The organism is Halorubrum tibetense, from assembly GCF_055396225.1.
This window is the reverse complement of record NZ_AP043742.1, coordinates 1,971,764-1,995,059: the sequence shown is the minus strand read 5'-3', so window position 1 is coordinate 1,995,059 and position 23,296 is coordinate 1,971,764. Positions and strand designations below refer to the sequence as shown.

Below are 23,296 nucleotides of genomic sequence, written 5' to 3'. Positions count from 1 at the left end.
ATGAGTTCAGACATTAGATTCACCGACTTCAAATCGGACAAGCAGCCGACGTGGTGTCCGGGCTGTGGCGACTTCGGCACGATGAACGGGATGATGAAGGCGCTCGCGGAGACGGGGAACGACCCCGACAACACCTTCGTCGTCGCCGGTATCGGCTGTTCCGGCAAGATCGGGACGTACATGCACAGCTACGCGCTTCACGGCGTCCACGGCCGAGCGCTCCCGGTCGGCACCGGCGTCAAAATGGCTCGACCCGACATCGAAGTGATGGTCGCAGGCGGCGACGGGGACGGCTACTCTATCGGTGCGGGCCACTTCGTTCACGCGGTGCGGCGCAACGTCGATATGACGTACGTCGTGATGGACAACCGGATCTACGGGCTCACCAAGGGGCAGGCATCGCCGACCTCGCGTGAGGACTTCGAGACGTCGACGACCCCGAACGGGCCGAAGCAACCCCCCGTCAACCCGCACGCGCTGGCGCTCGCGTCGGGCGCGACGTTCATCGCCCAGTCGTTCTCCTCGGACGCACTGCGTCACCAGGAGATCATTCAAAAGGCAGTCGAACACGACGGGTTCGGCTTCGTCAACGTGTACTCGCCGTGCGTGACGTTCAACGACGTCGACACGTACGACTACTTCCGCGACTCGCTCGTCGACCTGCAGGACGAGGACCACGACCCGTCCGATCGCGACGCCGCGAAGGACGTCATTCTCGATTCGGACAAGGAGTATCAGGGCGTCGTCTATCAGGACGAGGAGTCGGTTCCGTACCACGAGCAGCACGGCGTCGACGAGGACATGTCCGTGATCCCCGACGGTGCGCCCGAGGGCGCGACCGATCTGGTCCGCGAGTTCTACTGAGACGCAAGCGTCGTTTTCCGGCCGGTTCGATCGTCGAGTAGCGCCGCGTCGACCGGGGGTTTCGCGGCCGAATCCCGACCTTCATGCGACGCCAAAATCCGTCGACGGCGAGCGTCTCGCGCCGATATCCGTTCCGTTCCGGCAAGTCTAATTACACGGATCCGTATGTAACGTGTATGTCCGATCGCTACGACGTCGCCATCGCCGGTGCCGGCCCGGCGGGCGCACAGTGTGCCCGCGATCTGGCGGCCCGTGACTACGACGTCGTCGTACTCGAAACCGAATCGGAGGCGGAGTTCCCGCGACAGAGCAACAAGTCCACCGCCGGGACGTTCCCCTCTATGATGGCGTCGTTCGGGATCCCCGACGACGTCGTGATGTCGTTCACCGACGACGTGGTGTTGGAGTCGCCCTCCGACTACTACGAGTCCTACCAGCCGGGAGCGGTACTGGAGTTCGCGGATTTCAAGCGGTTCCTCGTGGAGGACGGCCGCGAATCCGGCGCTGAGTACCGGTTCGACGCGCGTGTCTCCCGGCCGATCCTGGGCGACGACGGGACCATCGAGGGCGTCAAATACGCCGGCGACGAGGAGGTGTACGCCGATATCGTCGTCGATGCTACGGGGCCCGCCGCGCCGATCGCGCAGGCGCTCGACGTCGTCGACCTCGAACGCGAGAACCAAGCGATCGGGATCGAGTACGAGATGGAGGGTGTCGACCTCGACCATCCCGAGTTCGCCGACCTGCGCCGCTCGATGATGCTCCGGTTGGACCACGACATCGCTCCGGGCGGCTACTCGTGGATCTTCGCCACGGGCGAGACGTCCGCGAAGGTCGGGATCTGTTACATCCAGAACGATCGGCACCGCGAGTTCGCGAAGGAGGGGCAGACCGTCGACGGCTACCTCGAGGACTGGATCGAGAACGACCCGCGGTTCGCGGACGCCGAGGTGCTGGAGGGGAAGGTCCACCGGGGCTCCGCACACATCCAGCGGCCCGGCCGGATGCACACGGACGGGTTCCTCGCCATCGGCGACACCGTGCCGACGATCGACCCGCTGTGGGGCGAGGGGATACACAAGGGGATGAAGTCCGCGCGGGCGGCCGCGGCCACTATCGACCGGTGTCTCACCGATGCCGACCGGCCGACGGACGCCGAGAGCCTCGCGCTGTACGACCAGCTCTGGCACGAGGAGGTCGCCCCGCGGATGAACGCGCGGCTGCTGCTGACGGAGCTGTTGTATCTCGCGCCGAACGAGCGCTACGACCGGCTGATGCGTGACCTCCGCCGGACCGACGACGACACGCTCGCGAAAGCCAACCGCGGCGAGAAACGAGCGATGGCGAAGCTGATCCATCTGGACGACCTCCCGCTGTTAGCCAAGTACGCGCGCGAACGGCTGGCGTAAGCGGTTGGGATCGAACCGTCCCCGATCCGTTTTTGACCACCCGACTCCCATGGTCGTTCATGCTCGATTACGTGGGGCTGGAGTCGGATCTCGACGAGGAGGAGCGGCTGATCCGGGACACGGCCCGGGAGTTCGTCGAGGACCGCGTTCGACCGGAGATCGGTGACCACTTCCAAGAGGGGACGTTCCCGACGGAGATCATCCCTGAGCTGGGCGAGATGGGGTTTTTCGCACCCAACCTCGACGGCTACGGCCTGCCGAACGTCTCCGAGACGGCGTACGGGCTGTTGATGCAGGAGCTGGAGGCGTGTGACTCCGGGCTCCGGTCGATGGCGAGCGTTCAGGGCGCGCTCGTGATGTACCCGATCCACGCGTTCGGGAGCGACGACCAGAAGGAACACTGGCTCCCCGCGCTCGGCGAGGGTGAGGCGGTCGGCTGCTTCGGACTAACGGAGCCCGAGCACGGGTCGAACCCGTCGGCGATGGAAACGCGTGCCGAAGCGGACGGCGACGAGTACGTGTTGAACGGCTCGAAGACCTGGATCACGAACTCCCCGATCGCCGATGTCGCGGTCGTATGGGCGCGCGAGACGTCCGCCGAGGGCAGCCCCGTCCGTGGGTTCCTCGTCGAGACGGACCGCGACGGCGTGACGACGAACGAGATCCACGACAAGCTCTCGCTTCGCGCGTCGATCACCGGCGAGATCAGCCTTCAGAACGTCCGGATCCCCGCCGAGAACCGACTCCCGGGCGTGGAGGGGATGAAGGGGCCGCTCTCGTGTCTCACGCAGGCCCGCTACGGGATCGCGTGGGGGGCGGTCGGCGCGGCTCGCGACTGCTTCGAGCAGGCGCGGGAGTACGCGCTCGATCGCGACCAGTTCGGCGGGCCGATCGCTCGGTTCCAACTCCAACAGGAGAAGCTCGCGGAGATGGCGACACAGATCACGACCGCGCAGCTGCTCGCGTATCGGTTGGCGGAGCTGAAAGAGCGCGGCGACCTCCGGCCACAACACGTCTCGATGGCGAAACGCAACAACGTCCGGATGGCCCGCGACCAGTCGCGGATCGCCCGCGAGATGCTCGGTGGCAACGGGATCACCACCGACTACTCCCCGATGCGTCACATGGCGAACCTGGAGACGGTGTACACCTACGAGGGCACCCACGACATCCACAGCCTGATCCTCGGAGAGGACCTCACCGGGATCGCCGCGTTCGAGTAGTGCGGGTTCGAGTCGCGCGGGTTCGAATCGCGCGGCGTCGGCCGTAGAGTGTCGGCCGTACGGCGTCGACTACTTATATACTCCTTTGCGAGTCGCTGTCGACTACTTATATACTCCTTCGACGACGCTCGCTCGTCGTTCGCGTTCAGCCGCACGAGTCTCACCTATCACTTATATACTCGTTCGGGCCGCCACTGACCGGAACGGCACCGTCCGGAACGGACGCGTTTTTACGCGCTACGCCCGTCCTGTCGGTATGGACTGCCGGCAGTGTGGGACGCCCCTCGAGAAGCCCGGGGACTACTGTCTCACCTGCAACACGGCGAACAGCGACGCGGTCGTCGTCGAGTTCGACCCGGATCGCGCCGAGCTCACGATGCTCGACGAGGACGAGGTGGTCGGTCACACCGCCGTAACGACCCGCCCGGAGAACGACAGGGAGCTGAGCCAGATACAGCTCCGCAACTTCGCTGGGCGCGTCGCCGACGAGGTCCGCCGCAAGCGCCCCGAAACGGTGTACGCGGCGGGCGAGCGCGACCCTCTCCGCGAGACGCGCGCGCAGCTCCACCACGAGTTCTACCGCGTGCCGGACGCCGACCGGAAGGGGTCAAACGCCGGCCGCGACAATGCGAACCGGAAGGAGACGAACGGAACGGGGGCAAACGGGACGGGACCGGACGGGTGGGCGGCCGCCGAGAGCGACGTGGTTCGATGGGTGCTCGACCGGCGGGGCGACCGCGCGTTAGAGGTGGTCGAGACCCCGCCACGCGAGAAGATCGGCGGTTCCCACTCGACGCTCATCGGCGATCGAAAGGGGCGGAAAGCCGTCCAGACGGTCGCCGCCCATCCGCACGTCAAGAAGATCGTTCCCGGTCCGATCGACGCCGGCGGGACCGGGTCCCGAACCGGCCTCCGGGCGAAGGCGACCCGCGCGGGCACGAACGGTAACGTCAGGCTCCTCTTGCGGGACGGCTCCAGCGTACAGGAGAACCGGATCGTCACGACCGCGATGGACCGCGAGACCGGCGAGCGTGTCCGCGCCGACCTCAACGAGGCCCTTCGGGACGCGGAGCTACAGGACGTCTAAGCCGGCGGCCTGTCGCCCCGTGTCCCGTGCTCAGTCGTCCGCCCCGGCTTCGGGCCCCGTCTCGGCCGCACACCGGTTCGGCCCGAGCTCCAGTTCGATCGCCGAGACCTCGTCCGGGGGCGACTCGACGCCGCGGTTCGCCGCGATCACCGATTCGTAGTTCGGGGGTTTCTCCGGGAGCGTCGCCGTGATCCGCTCGACGAACGACGCCCGGTCCCGGTCAAGCACGTCGATCCCCGTGCGAGCCTCGCCGACCGTGGTCGCCACGGGCTCGCCCGGCGTCACGTCGCCGGTCGTCCCGTCGTTCGCGACCGAGAAGTGCCCGGGCAGCACCACCGCGTCGTCCGGTTCGGCGAGCAGCGTGCCGTGAAGCGAGTCGTACAGCCGCTCCGCGCCCTCGCGCGCGCCGGCCGTCTCGGGGTCGGTCGCTTCGGGATCGGCCGCGCCCACGTCGGCCGCCTCCTCAGTCCCGGTCTCACCCGTCGTTTCACCCTCTCCGCCAGCCGCGAACTGCAGCTCGGTGCGACCGACGCTGTCGGTAAAGAGCGTGTCGCCGGTTAGTACGGCGGACCGACCGACGAGGTAGCTCGCCATGTCGTCGGTGTGTCCGGGTGTCGCCAGCGCTTTCACGTCGACGCCGCCGACGTCGAGGGTCTCGTTGCGGTCGAGCGGCTCGAACGTGTACGCCACGTCGCGGTCGGCGGCCGCGGCCGGGAGGACGTAAGGAACGTCCAGCTCGTCCGCGAGCGCGCGTCCGCCGGAGAGGTGATCGGCGTGGACGTGGGTGTCGAGGACGGCCGCGATCTCGGCGTCGTGTGCCGCAGCGGCCGCGCGCCACTCCTCGCCGTGTCGCGAGACATCGATCGCGACCGCGACGCGGGAGTCGTCGGGATCAGCGACCGCGACGCGGGAGTCGTCGGGAGTTTCCCGTCCGCCGACGACGAGGTAGCCGAGACATCCCTTCGCCCGGCGCTGTATCTGGACCACGTCGAGCGGGTCGTCGCCGGCGTCGGGGAGCGGAACGCGGACGCGGTCGTACACGGCCGACCAGCCGCGCATGCCGTCATCGATGGCGACGACCTCGTCGTAGCCGGCGGCTTCGAGCTCCGCGGCGAGATCGAGCGACGCCTTCCCCTTCGCACAGGTCGTAACGACCGTGTCAGACGCAGAGAGCCCGGTCTCACGCTCGAACGCGTCGAGGTCGAACTCGTGGAACGGTTTGTAGACGTAGTTGATCGAGTCGGCGATACGCCAGCTCTCGAAGTCGTCCGTCGGCCTGGTGTCGACGACCGTGAACGACCGCTCGCCGCGGCGCGCCGCGTCGACCATGTCACGGAACGCCGATGCGCTAACGACGGTAGGCATACCCGCAGCTCGGTGCGGACGGACAAAACGCTGTCCCGAGCTGGGTGGAGCCACGATAGACAGGCTTTACTCGGCTCCCGCGGACCGAGGGGCATGGTAGAGGCGTTCGCGGTCGCCAGCGGAAAAGGCGGCACCGGTAAGACGACGAGCACGCTGGCGCTCGGGATGGCGCTGGCCGACGAGTACGACGTCACTGTCGTCGACGCCGACACCGGGATGGCGAACCTGCTGTTCCACACCGGCCTCGACGACGCGACGGTAACCCTTCACGACCTCCTCGTCGAGGGGACGGCGACCGACGTCTCGGAGGCGACGTACGACCGCTTCGGGATGTCCGTCGTCCCTTGTGGCACGTCGCTGGCCGGGTTCGAGGCCGCCGACCCCGCACGGCTCCGCGCGGTCGTCGCCGAGCTCGCGGGCGACACGGACGTGCTGCTGTTGGACTCCCCCGCGGCGCTCGCCTCGAAGTCCGCGGTGTTGCCTGTCGTACTGGCCGACCGCGTCGTGATCGTCGTCGAGCCGACGATCCCCGCGCTCTCGGACGGGCTGAAGGTTCAGGAGTACGCCCGCTCGTACGGCACGGAGACCGCTGGCGTACTTCTCAACAAGGTCCGGGAGGAAGCCGCCGACGTGGCCGAGGGGGCCAGCAGACATTTCGGCGGCCCGGTGCTCGCGAACGTCCCTGACAGCGATGTCGTCCGTGCAGCCCGCCGGAACGGCGAACCGCTCCTCGCCCACGCCCCCGACAGCGAGCCCGCGGCACGGTACCGGGACGCCGCCGCACGCCTCGCTGTCCGTGACGGTGACGGCGACGCGGTCGCAGCCCGGTTCAAGAGCGCGGTCGTCCCCGACACGCCATGACGCGTCGCACGGACGCGCCGGACGTGACGGACAGGTCGCGGACCACCACGACGTCCGAACAGACCGGGTCCGACGGTGACCCGCCGGAGCTCCGGATCCCACGCGGTGATCTGCTGCGGTCCCGGGTCGTCTCCGACGTCGCGACGCCGTTGGTGACCGCGCTCGACCGCGAGCTGACGGGGTACGCGACGCTCGTTCCACAGGACACGCTGTTGCTCGCGGGAGAGGCCCGAGGCGTGGTAACCTTCGACGACGGCGTTCCCGTGTTAGTATACAATACGGTGAGCGACCGGGGCGGTCCGGACGCCCTCGCGGAGCTCGCGGTGCCCGGTCCCTACCGGGTCGAGCTGTACGCCGTCCCCGACGGAGCGTTGGCCACCGCGCACCGCGAGGAGTCGCTTCGGGTGTCGCCGGGATCGGTCGCGACGGCGCTCGCGGACGACCACGCACTCGCCGACCGAACCCGCGAGGCTGCACCGGCGGACCGGCTCGACGGCGACGACGACGATCCCGACGCGATCGAAGCGTTCCTCGCGGACGACGACCGGATAGAGGCGATCCGTGAACAGGCTCGTGCCGAGGCGGCGGCGCGCGCGGACGAGTGGGGGCTCGACGGTGTACTGGAAAGCGACGGACCGCCGGGTACCGGGGAGTGACGGCGAATATCAGCCGGTCGGCAGTTCGATCGGGCTGAGGTCCGCCGGAGCGGTTTTGCCCCTCCCGTGTGTAGTCGTGGTATCACCGTCCTCCGCCTTCTCCGACTGACCGAGCCGAGCGAGTTCGCGGACTGGTACGCCGCGAGCCGAGCGTACACCCGACACGTCGCCGACGGGATGGGGTTCGAAGGCGTCGACGCGATCGACGGCGACGCGGTCGCGACGGAGCTCGCGCGTGACCCGACCGGGCTCACCCCCGACGGCGCCCGATCGGTCGCCGCGACCCTCCTCGCGGACGGTGCGTTCTCGGAGCCGTACTGCGAGTGGATGCCGCTGTGGTACGAGGCCGCCCTGATCGCTCCCGTTCGCTACGCCGACTGGCGGCTTCGCCGAGTGGTCGACACGGTCGCGGAAGCCGCCGGCATCACCGTTACCGCGCCACGGTTCTCCCGACCGGCCGACGTCCGGATCGACGGTAACCCGGCGCTCGAGGGCGTTTCCGGGTTTCGCGAACGGTTCCTGCTCGCCGACGCGCTGTTACACCTGGAGTGGTTCGCCCACGCGGCCGCCGCCGACGGGATACTCGTTCCGGGCGACCTCCTCGAGCGGACGCGAACGGAGTCGCTGGCGTACTACGGCGGAGATCGTGACCGACTGTCGCCCGACGTACGACGGTTTCAGGCGCTGCTGTTCGCCGACGACCGGTGGGTCGGCCGCGTCGACGAGGCGTACGGGCTCGACAGTCGACTGTTCGGCTACTGGGAACGTCTCCTCGCCGAGGAACGGCGGCGGCTGGAGTCGGTCTGAGTGGTGTTACAGCAGTTGTAACATAGTACAGCAGCCGCACACATATCAGGAGATAAGTATAGGTCCGAAACAGTCGAGCAATACGTACGGACCGACTAGCGGTTCGTCACACCCCGACGTTTCGGCCCTCTTCTCGTCTCAAACGACGCTATTGAGTGTCGTTGCTGGCGAACGACACGGAAAGGCCACGGTGAAACGCGACAGGTTTGCCGTTGGAGGGCGGCAGCCGCGTCGATCGTCGCTCTAAACGTGGTGAACGTCCCGTACATACGACGAATGTGGCCCCACATACGGCGAATACCATGACGCCATCCACAGCGATACTCCGGCGTGCATCAGGCTCGGACCAGCGCCGACGATCGCGAACTCGACGGATGTGACGACTGAAGCCACGATAACCGGCGGTAGAACGGCGAATAATCCGTACGATGCGACTTCGTGTGTAGTTACCATGTGAAGTACCGGCATAACTATCGATTACTCGATTTCCTTACAGAAGTAAAAACAGTTTTACCGATTGAAACAACTGGTATGGGCATGCGAATCGGAGAATTGAAATGACTTGGTTGGAACCCTCTTGGAGTTGGCGGCGATGAACAGCCAGAATCCGACGGATCGGGTGGTCCTGATGACGGAAGCCCGAAACGAACGGATCAGGCGGCCGATTCGGAGTTGGAAGCAGGTCTCGATCCGAACGACCTCCTCGAGATACTCAGCAACCGGCGGCGGCGATTCCTCTGGCGGCTCCTCCGTCGCGAGTCCGGCGAGCTGGAGCTCAATGAAGCGTCCAGACGGATCGCCGCTTGGGAGAACGGTGTCGATCCCGAAGACGTCGATTACGACCAGCGCAAGAGCGTCTACAACTCCCTCCGCCAGTTCCACTGTCGAAAGATGGACGAGGCCGGACTCATCGAGTTCGACAAACGCGAGTCGGTCGTCAGTCTCGGCCCCGAACGTCCGGAGGAGCTGAAGATCACCGTCGAGCCCGACGCCGAAAACGCCCTCGAACGGATCCTCGGCGCGCTCGGAGTCGCCTCAGCCATCGTGCTCGGCGCGTGGGGGCTCGGACTCCCCGTGTTCGGATCGCTCCCGCTGACCGCCGTCCTCCTCTCTCTTGGCATGGGCGCGGCCGCGGCCGTGTTCGTCTACTCGCTGGTGATGCGGACAGAGTTCCAGCTGTCGCTCGCCGACGCGCTTAGCCGCGTCGACTCCTAAGCGACGGCGACGACCTCGACGAGACGGATACGACCGGGAACCCGCTGTTTTCGGCGATCGGGGTTTCCTGTGTGGAAACATCGAAGTCACCGGCCGCTCGCTTGTGCGCCGCTGCTGTGTGCGAAGCCTGAAATAATGGAAGCCGCGTGAGCGGAGGTTTGCGCGTCGAAACGGCAGAGTGAGAGCCCGCGCGGGGTAGCGCGCAGCGCTCCAGCCTACCGGGGTCGATCTTAGACGGCGGCGGCGACAGCGCCGTCGGTGTCGATCGATGTCGCGTCCTGCTGTTCTTCGAGCAGTTCGTCGGCGTCCGTGTCGCCGTCGACGATCATGTCGAGGAGGGCGATCACGTCGCCGGTGTGGATCTCGCCGTCCTGAGTGACGTCAGCCAGCGCGGGGTAGAAGTCGTCTGCCGGCTCCTCGCCCGCGATGTACTGCTGGATCAGGATCGCGTCGAACGCGTTGATCTCGCCGTCGTTGTTCACGTCGCCGAGCTGGCCGGCGGTGAGCGTGGCGTCCTCGAAGTCGACGAAGACCTCGTAGCCGGCCACGTCGTCAGCCGAGGTGTTCATCGTTACCGTGTCGGTCTGACCCGGTGCGAAGAGGAACTCGCCGTCACCGAAGCCGACCGCGTCCTCGGCGGGCGGGTCGTCGTCCTCGTCACCGAACGTGTGTTCGATCGCGAACTCGGTGTCGAGCTCGGCGTCCTCGTCGACCGCGACGTCGAGCGTGACGCCGTCGGCATTGAGTCCACCGAGGTCGATCGGCTCGCCGAACGGCAGCTCGTCGCCGTCGAGCGAGACGGTCACGTCTTCGGGGTCAGTCGTCGACTCCTCGGTGATCTCGAGCGTCAACGTCTCGACGTTGCGGACGTCGACGACGATCTCGAACTCGTCACCGGGCGTGACGAACTGTGGCTGGTCCTGTACCAGCTCCACGCTGGTTGCGGGTTCGAGCGCGAAGTCGGTCTCCTCGCCGCCGCTGACCTCGACGGTCTGGGCGGCGAAGCCGAACTCGTCAGCCGTGATCTCGGCCGGGTCGCTCGTCACCGTCAGGGTGTACTCGCCGTCGTCGTCGGTCGAAGTGAGCGCACCCTCGGCGCTCTCGACGGTCGCACCGACGAGCGGCTCGCCCGTTTCGGCGTCGGTGACGGTGCCCTCGATCGTCTGGACCTCGTCGCCGGTTAGTGCCTGGGCGGCCGCGTGCACGTCGATGATACCGGTTCCGTACCGAATATCGCGGCTGTTGAGCTCGGCGAAGTCGTTCTCGGGTTTCTCCGCGGTCTCCGCGAGCGCGTTCTCGATCGCTTCGGGTTCGAGCTGTTCGTCGGTCACGGACTGGAGCAGCGCGACGGCTCCCGCGTAGTGCGGGGCGGCCATCGAGGTGCCGCTCGCGTAGGAGTACGTCGCCGCAGGGTCACCGATATCGCCGCCGAGCGGCCCAGCGCTGAGTACGTCCGCACCCGGCGCGCTCACGTCGGGTTGAACGTACTGTCGCGGGAACGTCTCGGGCAGCGAGTCGCCGCCGCCGACGAACTCGACGCTGCCGTCGTCGATCACGGCACCGCTGGAGAACGTGGCGATGTCGCCGGCTTCGGTGGACGCGCCGACCGCGACGGAATCGAAGTTGGTCGCGGGAGCGGTCACCGGACCGCCGATGTCGCCAGCGCCCTCGTTACCGGCCGAGACGACTGCGGCCGTGCCCGCCGCGTTTACGTCTTCGATCGTGTCGACGTATGCGGGCGCGAACGTGGAGCCGTCGCCCTCGGGGGCGAACCCGAGACTGTAACTCGCCACGTCCGCGTCTTCCTCGGCGGCCCACTCCATCGAGGCGATGATGTCCTCGGTGAACGCGCCGCCCTCGAAGACGTTCGCCTTCAGCAGATCGGCGTTGGGTGCGACGCCGAACCGCGGGACGTCGCCGACTGGCTCGGCCGCACCGGTCGCGGTGCCGGCGACGTGCTCACCGTGGGCGCCCGGCGAACCGAGCCCCTCGTTGATCTCGCCGTTGACGACGTTCACTTCCTCGGCGAACTCGAGGTCAGGATGGCCTTCCTCGGGGTTGCTGATCCCGTCGTCGCCGATGACGACGCTTGCGCCGTCACCCATCCCGTCGAACTCCTCGTCGAACTCGGGGACGTTGATCTGTTCAAGTCCGAAGGTGAAATCGCCGTCGAGGTCGGGTTCGGCGGCGTCCATCTGCGGGGCGGGCCGCTCGTACTCGAGGTTCGGCGAGACGCGGGCGACGCCGTCGATCGCCGCGATCTCCTCGACGTCGACGCGGTCGAGGTCGACCTCGGCGGAAACGACGTTACCGGCCCAGTACTCGCTTCGGACTTCGGCGTCGAACGCTTCGAGCGCCTCGATCACCGGAGCCTGCGTCGCCGCGGTGTCTTCCATGAGCGCCTTGGTTACGTTGGCGTCGGCCGCGCTCAGGCCCGCGACCGAGCCGAGCTCGCGCTCGACCGAGACCAAGACGACAGTGTCACCCGTCGCGTCACGGAGAGCCGGGTGGACATCGGTGTCGTCGGACTCGTGATGAGCGCGTAGTTCGCCCGATCTATCGGTGTCGGGGGTGTCAGTGTTCTCGTCTACGTCGAACTGTGCATCCGTCTGAATGTCGGAGGTATCGACATCGATCGCGTCGCCGGATGTCGCACCCATGGCTGCCGCCGCGCCGGCGGTCGGCGCGAGCATGGATACGACCATCACGGCCGCGAAAATGGTCGCAAAGATACGAGTCGTATTGTGTGTCATCGATTATGTCGCCTCCACCGACAGAGGGTGTCGATCCCCAAGGGAGACACACTCATGGTAATTCGGCGTTTACGATCGTTCCTGTCCCACGGAAACCACGGTAAAGAGTCGTTTCAGCGGGTTGAAACTCGGGACCCGATCCGGGAACGGCGAAACGGACGGATCCCGGCACGAACCGAAAAGAGGAACGAACCGACGAGAGGAGAGCGGATCGGCGCACCGGAGGGTCAGCAACGCCTCGTGGTTCCCATCCCTAACTCACACCCGAGTAATATTTATTCGAGGCCGTGTTCGTCGGAAGATTCATTGGACGCCTCGCGGTACCCCCGAGTAACGAATGGGAGTACTCTGGCTCGAGGAAGTCGATGCCGGCGACGTCGGGATCGTCGGCGGTAAGGGAGCGTCGTTGGGTGAACTCATCGGTGCGGGACTGCCGGTCCCGCCCGGATTCGTCGTCACGGCGGAGACGTACCGCTCGTTCATCGAGGAGGCCGAGATCGACGAGGCGCTGTTCGGTGCCGTCGATGTCGACCCGGAGGACTCGGGCGCGCTTCGCGAGGCCGAGGCGACGGCTCACGAACTGATCATCGAGACGCCGTTCCCCGAATCGGTCCGTGAGGAGATCCTGACGAGCTACCGTTCGATGGGCACCGAGGACGACGAGGCGTTCGTCGCCGTTCGGTCGTCGGCGACCGCCGAGGACCTACCGGACTCCTCGTTCGCTGGCCAGCAGGAGACGTTCCTCAACGTCCGGGAGGCGGACCTGCTCCGGCGGGTGAAGGAGTGCTGGGCCTCGCTTTTCACCCAGCGAGCGATCTACTACCGCCAGCAGCGCGGGTTCCCCCACGAGGAGGTCGACATCGCGGTCGTCGTCCAGCGGATGGTCGACGCCGAGAAATCGGGCGTGCTGTTCACGAGCCACCCCTCGACCGGCGACCCACAAGTGACCGTCGAGGCCGCCTGGGGGCTCGGGGAGGCCGTGGTGTCCGGGACCGTCTCGCCGGACAACTACGTGTACGACCGCGAGAGCCGCTCCGTCGAGAGCGTCACGGTCGCCGAGAAGAAAGTCGAGATGGTGAAAGACCCGGACACCGGTGAGACCGTCCAGCTCGACGTCGAGGACGACCGGCGAAGCGCCCGCGTGCTCTCGGACGCGGAGATCGAGGAGCTGGTGTCGCTCGGCGAGACGGTCGAGTCGCACTACGGGACGCCACAGGACGTCGAGTGGGCGATCTTCGAGGAGGAGATATACATGCTCCAGTCCCGCCCGATCACGACGATCCGCGAGGACGCGGACGCCGCGGCGACCGGGGGTAACGGCGGACCGGTCGCCGTCGACGCCGACACCGACACTCCCGGGAACGGAGACCAGGCCACCGGCGACGGCGGGGAAACCGACACCGAGAGAACGAACCGAACCGGGGACGCAGACGGCGGCGACGTTCTCGTCGACGGCCTCGGCGCGAGTCCGGGGATCGTGTCGGGTGCGGTGCGGATCGTCGACAAGCTCGACCACCTCGATCAGGTCGGCGAAGGCGACGTGCTCGTCACGGAGATGACGATGCCGGACATGGTGCCGGCGATGAAACGCGCCGCCGGGATCGTCACCGACGAGGGCGGAATGACGAGCCACGCGGCGATCATCTCCCGGGAGCTCGGCGTGCCCGCCGTCGTCGGGACGGGCAACGGGACCCGAGTGTTGCGCGACGGCGGCCGCGTCACCATCGACGGCGACAAGGGAACGGTGCGGGCCGGGGCGGACGAGGAGGCGGAGCCCGCCGAGGAGTTCGAACCGGTGGAGGCGGCGCGGCCGGAGACGCCGGTGAAACCGATGACCGCGACGGAGGTGAAGGTGAACGTCTCGATCCCGGAAGCGGCCGAGCGGGCGGCCGCGACCGGGGCCGACGGGGTCGGCCTGTTGCGGATCGAACACATGGTGCTCTCGCTCGGGAAGACGCCGGAGCGGTACATCGCGGACCACGGCGCGCGAGCGTACCAAGACGAGCTGATAGACGGGATCCGCGCGGTCGCCGACGAGTTCTATCCGCGGCCGGTTCGGGTGCGGACCATCGACGCGCCGACGGACGAGTTCCGCGAGCTGGAGGGCGGCGAGGGCGAGCCGGTCGAGCCCAACCCGATGCTCGGGTGGCGCGGCGTCCGTCGGAGCCTCGACAAGCCGGAGCCGTTCAAACAGGAGCTCGCGGCGTTCGGGCGGCTGATCGAGATGGGGTACGACAACGTCGAGGTGATGTTCCCGCTCGTGAACGACGCCGCGGACGTCGAGGGGGTGAAACGACACCTCCGGGAGGCCGGCATCGATCCCGAAAAACACACGTGGGGCGTGATGGTCGAGACGCCCGCGAGCGCGCTACTGATAGACGACCTCGCCGACGCCGGCATCGACTTCGCCTCCTTCGGCACCAACGACCTCACCCAGTACACGCTGGCGGTCGACCGCAACAACGGCCACGTGGCCGACCGCTTCGACGAGCTCCACCCGGCCGTGTTACAGCTGATCGGCGACACGGTCGAGCGGTGTCGCGAGCGCGGCGTCGACACCAGCATCTGCGGACAGGCGGGCTCGAAACCCGAGATGGTGGAGTTCCTCGTCGAGGAGGGAGTCTCCTCCATCTCGGCGAACATCGACGCCGTCCGCGACGTCCAACACGAGGTCAAGCGGGTCGAACAGCGACTCCTCCTCGACTCGGTGCGCTGAGACGGAGCGGAGGCCTCCTCGCGGCGGAGCGGAACCGGTAAACGGTCGCCGCGGCGAATGGGAGGCGAATGCAGTCGCCCGAGCCGCAGTCGTTCGACCGGGTGCTCTCCTCGATGTGTACGGAGCCGCATCCGGCCGCCCGCGAGGCCGCCGAACGCTTCCTCGCGACGAACCCCGGCGATCCCGCGACGTACGACACGGTCGCGGCCCTCGAGGAACGCGCCGTCGAGCTGCTCGCGACGGTGACGGACCACCCGACGCCGACCGAGGCGTCCGGATACGTCACGGGAGGTGGCACCGAGGCGAACCTCCAGGCGGTCCGGTCGGCGCGAAACCGTCACCCCGCCGCCGACGCCAACGTCGTCGCGCCCGAGAGCGCCCACTTCTCCGTCCACAAGGCCGCCGAGGTGCTCGACGTCGAGCTTCGGACCGTCCCGGTCGACGACGAGTACCGAGCGGACATCAACGCGGTCGCGGCCGCCGTCGACGACGCGACCGCGCTCGTGGTCGGCGTCGCGGGCACGACGGAGTACGGCCGGGTGGACCCGATCCCCGAGCTGGGGCGGATCGCCCACGACGCGGGGGCGTTCCTCCACGTCGACGCCGCGTGGGGCGGGTTCCTTCTGCCGTTCACCGACCACGACTGGTCGTTCGCGGACGCCCCCGTCGACACGCTGACGATCGACCCGCACAAGTGCGGCCGTGGGGTCGTTCCCGCAGGCGGGTTGATCGCGCGAGAGCCCGCCGCGCTGGACGCGCTCGCGGTCGAAACCCCCTACCTGGAGACCCGGTCGCAGGCGACGTTGAACGGCACGCGGAGCGGCGCGGGCGTCGCCGGCGCGGTCGCCGCGATGGAGGCGCTGTGGCCCGACGGCTACCGCGAGGCCGCCGAACGCGCCGCGGCCGACGCCACCTGGCTCGCCGACGAGCTCGTCGCGCGCGGGTACGACGTGACCGAACCCGAGCTCCCTCTCGTCGCGGTCGACCTCCCCGACACGACGTTCGAGGCGCTCCGGGACGCCGGTTGGAAGCTCTCCCGCACGGGCGCGGGCGAGGCCCGCGTCGTGTGTATGCCACACGTGACCCGCGAGGCGCTGCGGGCGTTCCTCGCGGACCTGGACCGGATCCGAACGTGAGACGAAGCGGATCGGGATATAAAAGTGGACTACACCGTCGGTATCCATGCTGCGCGGTCGCGTTATACATGGTAGTCAGTACAAAGGCGTCAGTGAGTGATGTCGGGAGTAGGTGTATCAGATCGCTGGCGGCACCAGAGTATATAACTGAATAACGAGCGGCAGCACCGATCGCTTATAAATAGCCACTGCGGTGGCGCGCCCCGGTGAGCGGCCCGAAGGTCCCTCGCTGGAGTCGCTGGCGCGGAGCGCCCGCGACGAGGCTGGGGAGGCGTGAGGTGCGGTGTTGTGCGGGGCGGGTGGGACCCAAAGGGACAGCCGGCGGCTTCGCCGCCGGCGACTGGGGCTTTGGACGAGTTCACCATCAATCGATGATCAACCACTTATAAACGAACGGCTGGGGCGTTGAACGAGGCCACCGCGTCAACAACCACTTATAAACGGCCGACAGCAACACCGCTTGCTCACTTATACCCAACCGATCGATCGTATTACCATACCCACACCCGATATCGATCACGGAGCTCTCGCTATCGACCGACTCTCGGCGATCCGCGGGAGCCGAACCAACATATTCACTATCGGGCATCACGAACCGGCGGCTATGAGCACGGACGACGTCTCTCGGCGCACGTTCATGTGGGCCGCCGGCGGAGCGGCGGCCGCCGGCACGGCCACGGCCGCGTCGGGGACGGCAGCCGCACAGGAGGACGACGACGAGAACGGTGGCGGCGGCGAAGTCGAACCCGACTGGCCGAGCGGCGCGCAGGGGAACCTCGGCACCTACGAGGACGCGCGCGGCCAGGACGAAGTCACCGTCACCGTCGGGGGCGGTGACGACGGGCTCGCGTTCGACCCGACCCTGCTGTGGGTCGACCCCGGCACCACGATCACGTGGGAGTGGAGCGGCGCGGGCGGCGGCCACAACGTCGTCACCGTCGAGGGACCCGCCGAGCTCGACAGCGGATCGCCCGTCGACGAGGGGGGACACACCTACCAACACGAGGCGACCGAGGAGGACGAGGGGATCACCCACTACGTCTGTACCCCGCACGACGGCGTCGGGATGCACGCCGGTCTCGCGGTCGGGGACGACATCGACACGGTCGACGTCGGCGGCGACGGAGCCTCCGGAGTCGTGTTCGTCCCGCAGGGCGCTCGTGCCCTCGGTATCGCCACGTTCATCGCGATGTGCAGCACGCTTGGGCTCGCGTTCGTCTTCATGAAGTACGGCGGCACGATCACCCAAGAGTAACGCACGATTTTCCCGGCTCGATCGGCCGCACGTGCCGCGGTTCCCGGTCGGCTCGGCGGACGACTCACCGCGACCGCTTCCCTCGGACCCGACGGGGACCCCGCTCTCGGTGTCGGCGTTCGTCGCCTACTCGCCCGCCAGCTCCCGATACAGGTCGACGTATCGATCGAGCGTCGCGGCGTGATCGTACGAGTCGAAGTCGGGGTCGACCGCGCGGCGGTCGAGCTCGTTCACGGCCACGAGCTCGTCGGCGAGCTCCGCGGGACTGGTCACGAGTCGCCCGCGCGTCCGCCCCTCGACGAGCTCGTGAGCGCTGGAGTCCGCCTGGTACTCGACGAGACCCACACAGCCGCAGGCGAGCGCCCACAGCAGCTCCGTCGCGAACGTCTCCCAGCTCGCGGTCTGTGCGAAGACGTGTGTCCCCTTGAATATCGACACGCGGTCCTCGACGGGAAGGTCACCGAGGAACGCGACCCGGTCGGCGATCCGGAGGTCGCGGGCGGCGGCCTCGACCCGCTCGCGTTCCGGACCGTCGCCGATCACCGCGGCGGTCCAGTCGCGTCGGCGGATCTCCGCGAGCGCGAGCAGGAACGTCTCGACGTTCGCGTGCCGGTCCAGCCGGCGGGAATAGACGGCGTCGAACCGGTCGTCGACGGGAGCGTCCTCGACGACGCCGACGTCGATGCTCTCGGGGACGACCCGGACCGCGTCGCCCGCCGCGCCATGCTCGCGAACCCGAGTCTTCGTCGTTCGCGAAGGTGTCGTCACCGTGTCGGCCCCGCCGGCGAGCAGGCGGTACCCGCGGCGCGAGTCGGCGGGATGGTCGCGCCACCAGTCGACGAGCACCGGCGGGCCGCGGAGCCGCCGGGCGACCGTCGTCGCGAGCGCGGGGGTCGGTGGGCTGTTGACCGCGTGGACGACGTCCGGGCCGACGCGGCGGACCGCCGCCGGAAGCCGCGCGGCGAACGCCGCGGGTGCCGGGTCGCCGACGACCGCCCGATAGGTGATCCCGTCCGACTCGAACCGGTCGGCGTCGCCGCCCCACCAGCGGGCACACAGCCAGACCACGTCGTGGCCGCGGGCGGCCAGTCCGGACGCGATCCGTCGCGTTCGCGCACGGGCCGGCGTGTCGCCGTGCCCGGGAGTGAAAAGCGAGACGAACGCGACACGCATACGCCGATTCGACGCCCGGACTGAATAAAAAGACACGGCATCGGGTTCGTTCACCCGAAACGGTTTCACACCGGGGACGGAACCGGACGACATGCATCGATACGATATCGAACGGTACCTCAACGTCCGCAGCGCCGGCGGAGCGGACCTCGGCCCCGGCGGCCGGCTTTCGTTCCTCCTCGACACCACCGGCACCCCGCAGGTGTGGTCGGTCGAGGGGGCACTGGAGTGGCCCGAACAGCACACGTTCTACGAGGAGCGAGTCACGTTCGTCGACTCCTCGCCCGAGTACTCGGAAGCCGTCTTCGGGATGGACGAAGGGGGGAACGAGCGCGCCCAGCTGTACCGCCTCGACTTCGAGTCCGGCCGGATCACCGATCTGACCGACCGTCCGGGGGCCAAACACCGATGGGGCGGGTGGAACAGCGACGGCGAGCGGTTCGCGTTCGCCTCCAACCGCCGCGACGAGTCCGTGTTCGACGTGTACGTGCAGGGGCGTGACGAGACGGGTAGCGACGCCGAGCTCGTGTACGAAGGGGACGGCTGGCTCTCGGTCGCCGGCTGGTCGCCGAGCGACGACCGGCTGATCGTTCACGAGGCGCACTCCTCGTTCGACCACGACCTCTACACGCTCGACCTCGAGTCGGGCGGTCTCACCCATCACACCCCGCACGAGGGCGACGTGCGATACGGCAGCCCCGAGTGGGGACCGGACGGCGAGGCCGTCTACCTCGTCACCGACCGCGAGAGCGACACCCTCCGGCTGGAGCGTCTGGACCTCTCGACGGACGAGTTCACGGTCGTCGCGGACGGGAGCGACGGCATCGACGAGGACGACGACGAGGCGTCCGGGGCCGCGAATGCCAAACCGGGCCCGGACGGCTGGAACGTCGACGGCGTGGCGATCCACGAGGAGTCCCGCCGGATCGTCTACTCGCGAAACGTCGATGGCTACACGGAGCTGACGGTCGGCGAGCTCGCCTCGCCGCACCGGATCGACGAGTTCCCCGCGCCGGACCTGCCCGACGGTGTCGCCGGCGGCGTGAGCTTCGGGCCCGACGGCGAGCGGTTCGCGATCACTGCGACCGGCAGCACGGCGAACGCGAACGTGTACGTCGTCGACGTCACCTCGGGCGAGACCGAGCGATGGACGAACGCCTCGACCGCCGGGATCCCCCGCGAGACGTTCATCGAACCCGAGCTCGTCCACTACCCCACCTTCGACGGGCGACAGATCCCCGCGTTCTTCTCCGTACCCGAGACGGAGACGCCCGCGGACGGCTACCCCGTCGTCGTCGACATCCACGGCGGGCCGGAGTCCCAACGGCGACCCTCGTTCGGGTCGGTCAAACAGTACCTGTTGAACGGCGGGTACGCGGTGTTCGAGCCGAACGTCCGCGGCTCCTCGGGGTACGGGAAGGCGTACTCCGGGCTCGACGACGTCGAGAACCGGATGGACTCCGTCGCCGATGTCCGCGCGGCCGTCGAGTGGCTCCACGACCATCCGGAGGTCGACCCCGACCGGATCGTCGCGATGGGCGGGTCCTACGGCGGGTTCATGGTGCTCGCCGCGCTGACGGAGTATCCCGAGCTGTGGGCCGCCGGCGTCGACATCGTCGGTATCGCCAACTTCGTCACGTTCCTCGAGAACACCGGTGACTGGCGACGCGAGCTGCGCGAGGCCGAGTACGGCTCGCTGGCGTCGGACCGAGAGTTCCTCGAGTCCGTCTCGCCGATCAACAACATCGAGTCGATCGAGTCGCCGCTGTTCGTCCTCCACGGCGAGAACGACCCCCGGGTGCCCGTCGGCGAGGCCGAGCAGATCATCGAGCAGGCTCGCGAGCAGGGCGTTCCCGTCCGGAAGCTGATCTTCGAGGACGAGGGGCACGGCTTCTCGAAGCTGGAGAACCGCATCGAGGCGTACCGCGAGATCGTCGACTTCCTCGCGGAACACGTCTGATCGGGGTCGCGACCGTCCGGCTTCGGCCCCAGCCCCGCACGTACCCGCCTCGTTTTATTCTTGCTCCCCGTAGCCGTCGCTATGAGCTCGAACGGCCCGGCACTCGTCTCGGAGGACCGGTCGCTCCTCGTCCGTGCGGCGTGGTTCCTCCTCGTCGGCTGGTGGGCGACCGGGATCTGGCTGAGCGTCGCGTGGCTCCTCCTCGTGTTGGTCGTCACGATCCCGATCGGGATCAAGATGATCAACGTGGTCCCGATGGTGTTGTCGCTGAAACCACCCGCACGCGAGTTCGTGGAACGGGCCGGGGACGGCGCGGTTCGGTCGAGAGAACAGCGGAGCCTCGTCGTTCGGGCGGTGTGGTTCCTCCTCGTCGGCTGGTGGGCGAGCGGGATCTGGATGGCGGTCGCGTACGCCCTGACGCTCTCGATCGTCGGGATCCCCGTCGCGATCTGGATGTACGGGAAGTTACCCGCGATCGTGTCGCTGTACCGCTACTGAGCTGCCGCGGCGCGCTGAAACGACGGCCGCCGGAAACGAGAGGAAGTGGACCGTCACCGCGGTCCCCTGCTCGCGACCCGCCACGCCGCGCCGTCTCCGCTACCAGTCCGGCCCGAAGTCGGGGTTGAGCTGGCGGTCGGTGCGCTCGATCGCGTCGATCGTCGCGACGTCCTCGTCGTCGAGTTCGAGGTCGAGGCTCGCGAGGTTATCCTGGATATGCGCCTCGCCGGTCGCTTTCGGGATGGCGGTGACGCCCTTCTCGCGGAGCCACGCGAGGCTCACCTGCGCCGGGCTGACGCCGTGTTCCTCGGCGATCTCCGCGATCGTCGGGTCGTTGAGGATCGCTCCCCGTGCCAGCGGCGAGTAGGCGACGAGCTCGAGGTCGTTGGCATCGGCGTACTCGCGGAGCGCCTCCTGGCGGAGCAGCGGGTGCATCTCGACCTGGTTCGCGAACGGCGTCTCGCCGAGGGCGTCGGTCGCGGCGTCGAGGTGTTCGGGTTCGAAGTTCGAGACGCCGATCCGGTCGATCAACCCCTCGTCGCGCAGCTCGGCGAAGGCGGGCAGCGTCTCGGCGGGATCGTACGCCCCAGCCGGCCAGTGGACGTACATGAGATCGACGCTCTCGACGCCGAGTTTATCGAGACTCTCTCGGGTCGACTCGGCGACGTCGGCGGGCGCGAGCTGGTCGATCCACACTTTCGAGGCGAGGAACACGTCCTCGCGGTCGACGTCGGCCGCGGCGATCCCCTCACCGACGGCCGCCTCGTTGCGGTAGATCTGGGCGGTGTCGACGTGGCGGTAGCCCGCTTCGAGCGCGGTTTTTACCGATTCGGTACACTGTGCGGGGTCGTCGTTCTCCCACGTTCCGAGCCCGAGGACGGGTATCCCATCGCGGGTTGGCGTTTCGGTCGGCTGCTGCTCTCGGTGTGACATGGATCGGAGTACGGTCGTGGACGGAAAGTCGCTTGTGATCGGTCGGTCGGATCTTCACAGCGCCCTCGTCGGACCGTACGGCGGTTCGTCGATACGGGTCCACGGCACCGCGGCGCATAACTATATAACTGCGATCGTCATATCGGCCATGGCTGGGATCCGGCGGTCTTCGGCGGGTAACGCGTTATCGATATTGGCCGTGGTGAGCGCGCTTCTCGCCCTGGCGCTCGTCTCCACGTATCTCTCATACGTCCTGTTTGCGATCGTGCTCGCATACGTTCTCACCCCCGTACAACGGAGACTCGAGGAACACGTACGCTCGATGACCGCGGCGATCCTCCTCATCGTGGCCTCGATACTCGTGGTGTTCATTCCGCTCGCGTACGTCCTCGCCATCGCGATCCAACAGGGAGTAACACTCCTGACGCCGCTCCAAGAGGGAGAGATAAGCCCGGATGGGATCCAGGGTCGGCTCGAAAGCATCGGATACGTCGTCGATTTCGAACTGTTGTACGAGACGTATCAAGAGCCGATCACGGACGGGGTACAGAGCCTCGCCCTCGGTACACTCAGTGCCGTCAGCGGACTCCCCGACGTGCTGATCGGGTTCACCGTGACGGCGTTCGTTCTCTTCGCGCTGTTGCGCGACGGCGACCGGCTACTCGCCTGGTTACGATCGGTCGTTCCGATCCGCGACGGGGTACAGCGCGACCTACTGGAACAGCTCGACAATCTCATGTGGGCGTCCGTCGTCGGCAACGTCGCCGTCGCAGCCATTCAAGCGGGGCTGATCGGGATCGGATTGGTGGTTGCCGGTATTCCCGGAGTCGTCTTCCTGATCGTGGCGACGTTCGTTCTCGCGTTACTCCCCCTGGTCGGCGCGTTCGGCGTGTGGGTTCCCGTCTCGACGTATCTCTTCGTGATCGGACGCCCCGTGGCAGGGGGAGCGTTCCTGGTGTACGGTTCCGTGGTTAGCGCCTCGGACATGTATCTCCGGCCCGCCCTCATCGGCCGGAGCGGAACGATCAACGTCGCGATCATCGTCGTGGGTATTTTCGGCGGGGTCGTCCTGTTCGGGGCAATTGGCCTGTTCATCGGGCCCGTCGTTCTCGGTGGCGCGAAGATCGTTCTGGACCTGTCCGCCAGAGAGCGCGGCCAATCGACGACGGGCTGAATCCGATCGGCACTCGGATCCGTACTCACCGGAGCAGTTTGGCCCCGCTGAGATGCTCCCCTTCAGACGTGGCCGGAAGGACACGGCCGTTTCGTGCCGCGTGCTCAGTGAACGTAGGCGGGAGTGGATACGGCGCTGAAGGTGATCGGTTGCTTATAAGTGGGCGACTGGTGTCGCGGTCGGCCATTTATAAGTGGGTGACTGGTGTCGC

At 67.5% G+C, this 23,296-nt stretch carries 18 protein-coding genes; 14 read left to right on the top strand and 4 right to left on the bottom strand.

Going from position 1 to position 23,296, the window contains the following annotated elements:
• From ACZ5TV_RS10030 to ACZ5TV_RS10015, 4 genes are all read left to right on the top strand, one after another.
• Nucleotides 1-864, top strand: a complete 864-nt coding sequence (locus ACZ5TV_RS10030) for a 2-oxoacid:ferredoxin oxidoreductase subunit beta (protein WP_379781285.1) — start codon at nt 1-3, stop codon at nt 862-864.
• Nucleotides 865-1,040: 176 nt separating this feature from the next.
• Nucleotides 1,041-2,273: a digeranylgeranylglycerophospholipid reductase gene (locus ACZ5TV_RS10025; protein WP_379781283.1), complete on the top strand. Its 1,233-nt coding sequence runs from the start codon at nt 1,041-1,043 to the stop codon at nt 2,271-2,273.
• Nucleotides 2,274-2,332: 59 nt separating this feature from the next.
• Nucleotides 2,333-3,496: an acyl-CoA dehydrogenase family protein gene (locus tag ACZ5TV_RS10020; RefSeq protein WP_379781281.1), complete on the top strand. Its 1,164-nt coding sequence runs from the start codon at nt 2,333-2,335 to the stop codon at nt 3,494-3,496.
• A gap of 256 nt (nt 3,497-3,752) precedes the next feature.
• Nucleotides 3,753-4,583 carry a DUF2103 domain-containing protein gene (locus ACZ5TV_RS10015; protein WP_379781279.1) on the top strand — a complete coding sequence of 277 codons (831 nt, stop codon included), beginning with the start codon at nt 3,753-3,755 and terminating at the stop codon, nt 4,581-4,583.
• 30 nt (nt 4,584-4,613) lie between these two features.
• Here ACZ5TV_RS10015 and ACZ5TV_RS10010 read toward each other — a convergent pair whose 3' ends face one another.
• A complete protein-coding gene (locus ACZ5TV_RS10010) occupies nt 4,614-5,948 on the bottom strand; it encodes an MBL fold metallo-hydrolase (protein WP_464383795.1) in 1,335 nt (444 codons plus the stop codon).
• Between the two features lie 93 nt (nt 5,949-6,041).
• Between ACZ5TV_RS10010 and ACZ5TV_RS10005 the strand changes: the two genes are divergently transcribed.
• From ACZ5TV_RS10005 to ACZ5TV_RS09990, 4 genes are all read left to right on the top strand, one after another.
• Nucleotides 6,042-6,809: a nucleotide-binding protein gene (locus tag ACZ5TV_RS10005; protein ID WP_464383794.1), complete on the top strand. Its 768-nt coding sequence runs from the start codon at nt 6,042-6,044 to the stop codon at nt 6,807-6,809.
• Entirely contained in the window at nt 6,806-7,465 is a 660-nt protein-coding gene (locus ACZ5TV_RS10000; protein WP_379783092.1) for a DUF8054 family protein, read from the top strand. The genes ACZ5TV_RS10005 and ACZ5TV_RS10000 overlap by 4 nt, the downstream gene beginning before the upstream one ends.
• Nucleotides 7,466-7,546: 81 nt before the next feature.
• Complete coding sequence (locus ACZ5TV_RS09995; RefSeq protein WP_464384341.1) at nt 7,547-8,272, top strand: hypothetical protein; 726 nt, start codon at nt 7,547-7,549, stop codon at nt 8,270-8,272.
• Between the two features lie 672 nt (nt 8,273-8,944).
• A complete protein-coding gene (locus ACZ5TV_RS09990) occupies nt 8,945-9,487 on the top strand; it encodes a DUF7344 domain-containing protein (RefSeq protein ID WP_379783090.1) in 543 nt (180 codons plus the stop codon).
• A 230-nt stretch (nt 9,488-9,717) separates the two neighbouring features.
• On the opposite strand, the gene ACZ5TV_RS09985 is transcribed toward ACZ5TV_RS09990, so the two are convergent.
• A complete protein-coding gene (locus tag ACZ5TV_RS09985) occupies nt 9,718-12,192 on the bottom strand; it encodes a S8 family serine peptidase (RefSeq protein ID WP_464383793.1) in 2,475 nt (824 codons plus the stop codon).
• A 385-nt stretch (nt 12,193-12,577) separates the two neighbouring features.
• Between ACZ5TV_RS09985 and ppsA the strand changes: the two genes are divergently transcribed.
• From ppsA to ACZ5TV_RS09970, 3 genes are all read left to right on the top strand, one after another.
• Nucleotides 12,578-14,956 (top strand): phosphoenolpyruvate synthase, encoded by a 2,379-nt coding sequence (gene ppsA / locus ACZ5TV_RS09980; RefSeq protein ID WP_379781824.1) that lies wholly within the window; start codon nt 12,578-12,580, stop codon nt 14,954-14,956.
• 68 nt (nt 14,957-15,024) lie between these two features.
• Entirely contained in the window at nt 15,025-16,092 is a 1,068-nt protein-coding gene (gene mfnA, locus ACZ5TV_RS09975; RefSeq protein WP_464383792.1) for a tyrosine decarboxylase MfnA, read from the top strand.
• 604 nt (nt 16,093-16,696) lie between these two features.
• A complete protein-coding gene (locus tag ACZ5TV_RS09970; protein WP_464383791.1) occupies nt 16,697-17,347 on the top strand; it encodes a halocyanin domain-containing protein in 651 nt (216 codons plus the stop codon).
• A 126-nt stretch (nt 17,348-17,473) separates the two neighbouring features.
• On the opposite strand, the gene ACZ5TV_RS09965 is transcribed toward ACZ5TV_RS09970, so the two are convergent.
• Nucleotides 17,474-18,520 carry a glycosyltransferase family 4 protein gene (locus tag ACZ5TV_RS09965; protein WP_464383790.1) on the bottom strand — a complete coding sequence of 349 codons (1,047 nt, stop codon included), beginning with the start codon at nt 18,518-18,520 and terminating at the stop codon, nt 17,474-17,476.
• Between the two features lie 91 nt (nt 18,521-18,611).
• Between ACZ5TV_RS09965 and ACZ5TV_RS09960 the strand changes: the two genes are divergently transcribed.
• Together ACZ5TV_RS09960 and ACZ5TV_RS09955 are read left to right on the top strand one after the other, a co-directional pair.
• Nucleotides 18,612-20,480, top strand: coding sequence for a S9 family peptidase (locus tag ACZ5TV_RS09960; RefSeq protein WP_379782176.1), 1,869 nt, complete (start codon nt 18,612-18,614; stop codon nt 20,478-20,480).
• Between the two features lie 81 nt (nt 20,481-20,561).
• Nucleotides 20,562-20,978, top strand: coding sequence for a YccF domain-containing protein (locus tag ACZ5TV_RS09955; RefSeq protein WP_379782174.1), 417 nt, complete (start codon nt 20,562-20,564; stop codon nt 20,976-20,978).
• 99 nt (nt 20,979-21,077) lie between these two features.
• Here ACZ5TV_RS09955 and ACZ5TV_RS09950 read toward each other — a convergent pair whose 3' ends face one another.
• Nucleotides 21,078-21,863, bottom strand: coding sequence for an aldo/keto reductase (locus tag ACZ5TV_RS09950; protein ID WP_379782178.1), 786 nt, complete (start codon nt 21,861-21,863; stop codon nt 21,078-21,080).
• A 250-nt stretch (nt 21,864-22,113) separates the two neighbouring features.
• On the opposite strand from ACZ5TV_RS09950, the gene ACZ5TV_RS09945 reads away from it, so the two are divergent.
• Entirely contained in the window at nt 22,114-23,085 is a 972-nt protein-coding gene (locus tag ACZ5TV_RS09945) for an AI-2E family transporter (protein ID WP_379782171.1), read from the top strand.
• The last annotated feature ends 211 nt before the right edge of the window (nt 23,086-23,296 follow it).

Bases quoted from the DNA above. Each gene is read 5' to 3' on its own strand.
- ACZ5TV_RS10030 (WP_379781285.1), top strand. From the start codon at position 1: ATGAGTTCAGACATTAGATTCACCGACTTCAAATCGGACAAGCAGCCG.
- ACZ5TV_RS10025 (WP_379781283.1), top strand. From the start codon at position 1,041: ATGTCCGATCGCTACGACGTCGCCATCGCCGGTGCCGGCCCGGCGGGC.
- ACZ5TV_RS10020 (WP_379781281.1), top strand. From the start codon at position 2,333: ATGCTCGATTACGTGGGGCTGGAGTCGGATCTCGACGAGGAGGAGCGG.
- ACZ5TV_RS10015 (WP_379781279.1), top strand. From the start codon at position 3,753: ATGGACTGCCGGCAGTGTGGGACGCCCCTCGAGAAGCCCGGGGACTAC.
- ACZ5TV_RS10010 (WP_464383795.1), bottom strand. From the start codon at position 5,948: ATGCCTACCGTCGTTAGCGCATCGGCGTTCCGTGACATGGTCGACGCG.
- ACZ5TV_RS10005 (WP_464383794.1), top strand. From the start codon at position 6,042: ATGGTAGAGGCGTTCGCGGTCGCCAGCGGAAAAGGCGGCACCGGTAAG.
- ACZ5TV_RS10000 (WP_379783092.1), top strand. From the start codon at position 6,806: ATGACGCGTCGCACGGACGCGCCGGACGTGACGGACAGGTCGCGGACC.
- ACZ5TV_RS09985 (WP_464383793.1), bottom strand. From the start codon at position 12,192: ATGGTCGTATCCATGCTCGCGCCGACCGCCGGCGCGGCGGCAGCCATG.
- ppsA (WP_379781824.1), top strand. From the start codon at position 12,578: ATGGGAGTACTCTGGCTCGAGGAAGTCGATGCCGGCGACGTCGGGATC.
- mfnA (WP_464383792.1), top strand. From the start codon at position 15,025: ATGCAGTCGCCCGAGCCGCAGTCGTTCGACCGGGTGCTCTCCTCGATG.
- ACZ5TV_RS09970 (WP_464383791.1), top strand. From the start codon at position 16,697: ATGAGCACGGACGACGTCTCTCGGCGCACGTTCATGTGGGCCGCCGGC.
- ACZ5TV_RS09965 (WP_464383790.1), bottom strand. From the start codon at position 18,520: ATGCGTGTCGCGTTCGTCTCGCTTTTCACTCCCGGGCACGGCGACACG.
- ACZ5TV_RS09960 (WP_379782176.1), top strand. From the start codon at position 18,612: ATGCATCGATACGATATCGAACGGTACCTCAACGTCCGCAGCGCCGGC.
- ACZ5TV_RS09955 (WP_379782174.1), top strand. From the start codon at position 20,562: ATGAGCTCGAACGGCCCGGCACTCGTCTCGGAGGACCGGTCGCTCCTC.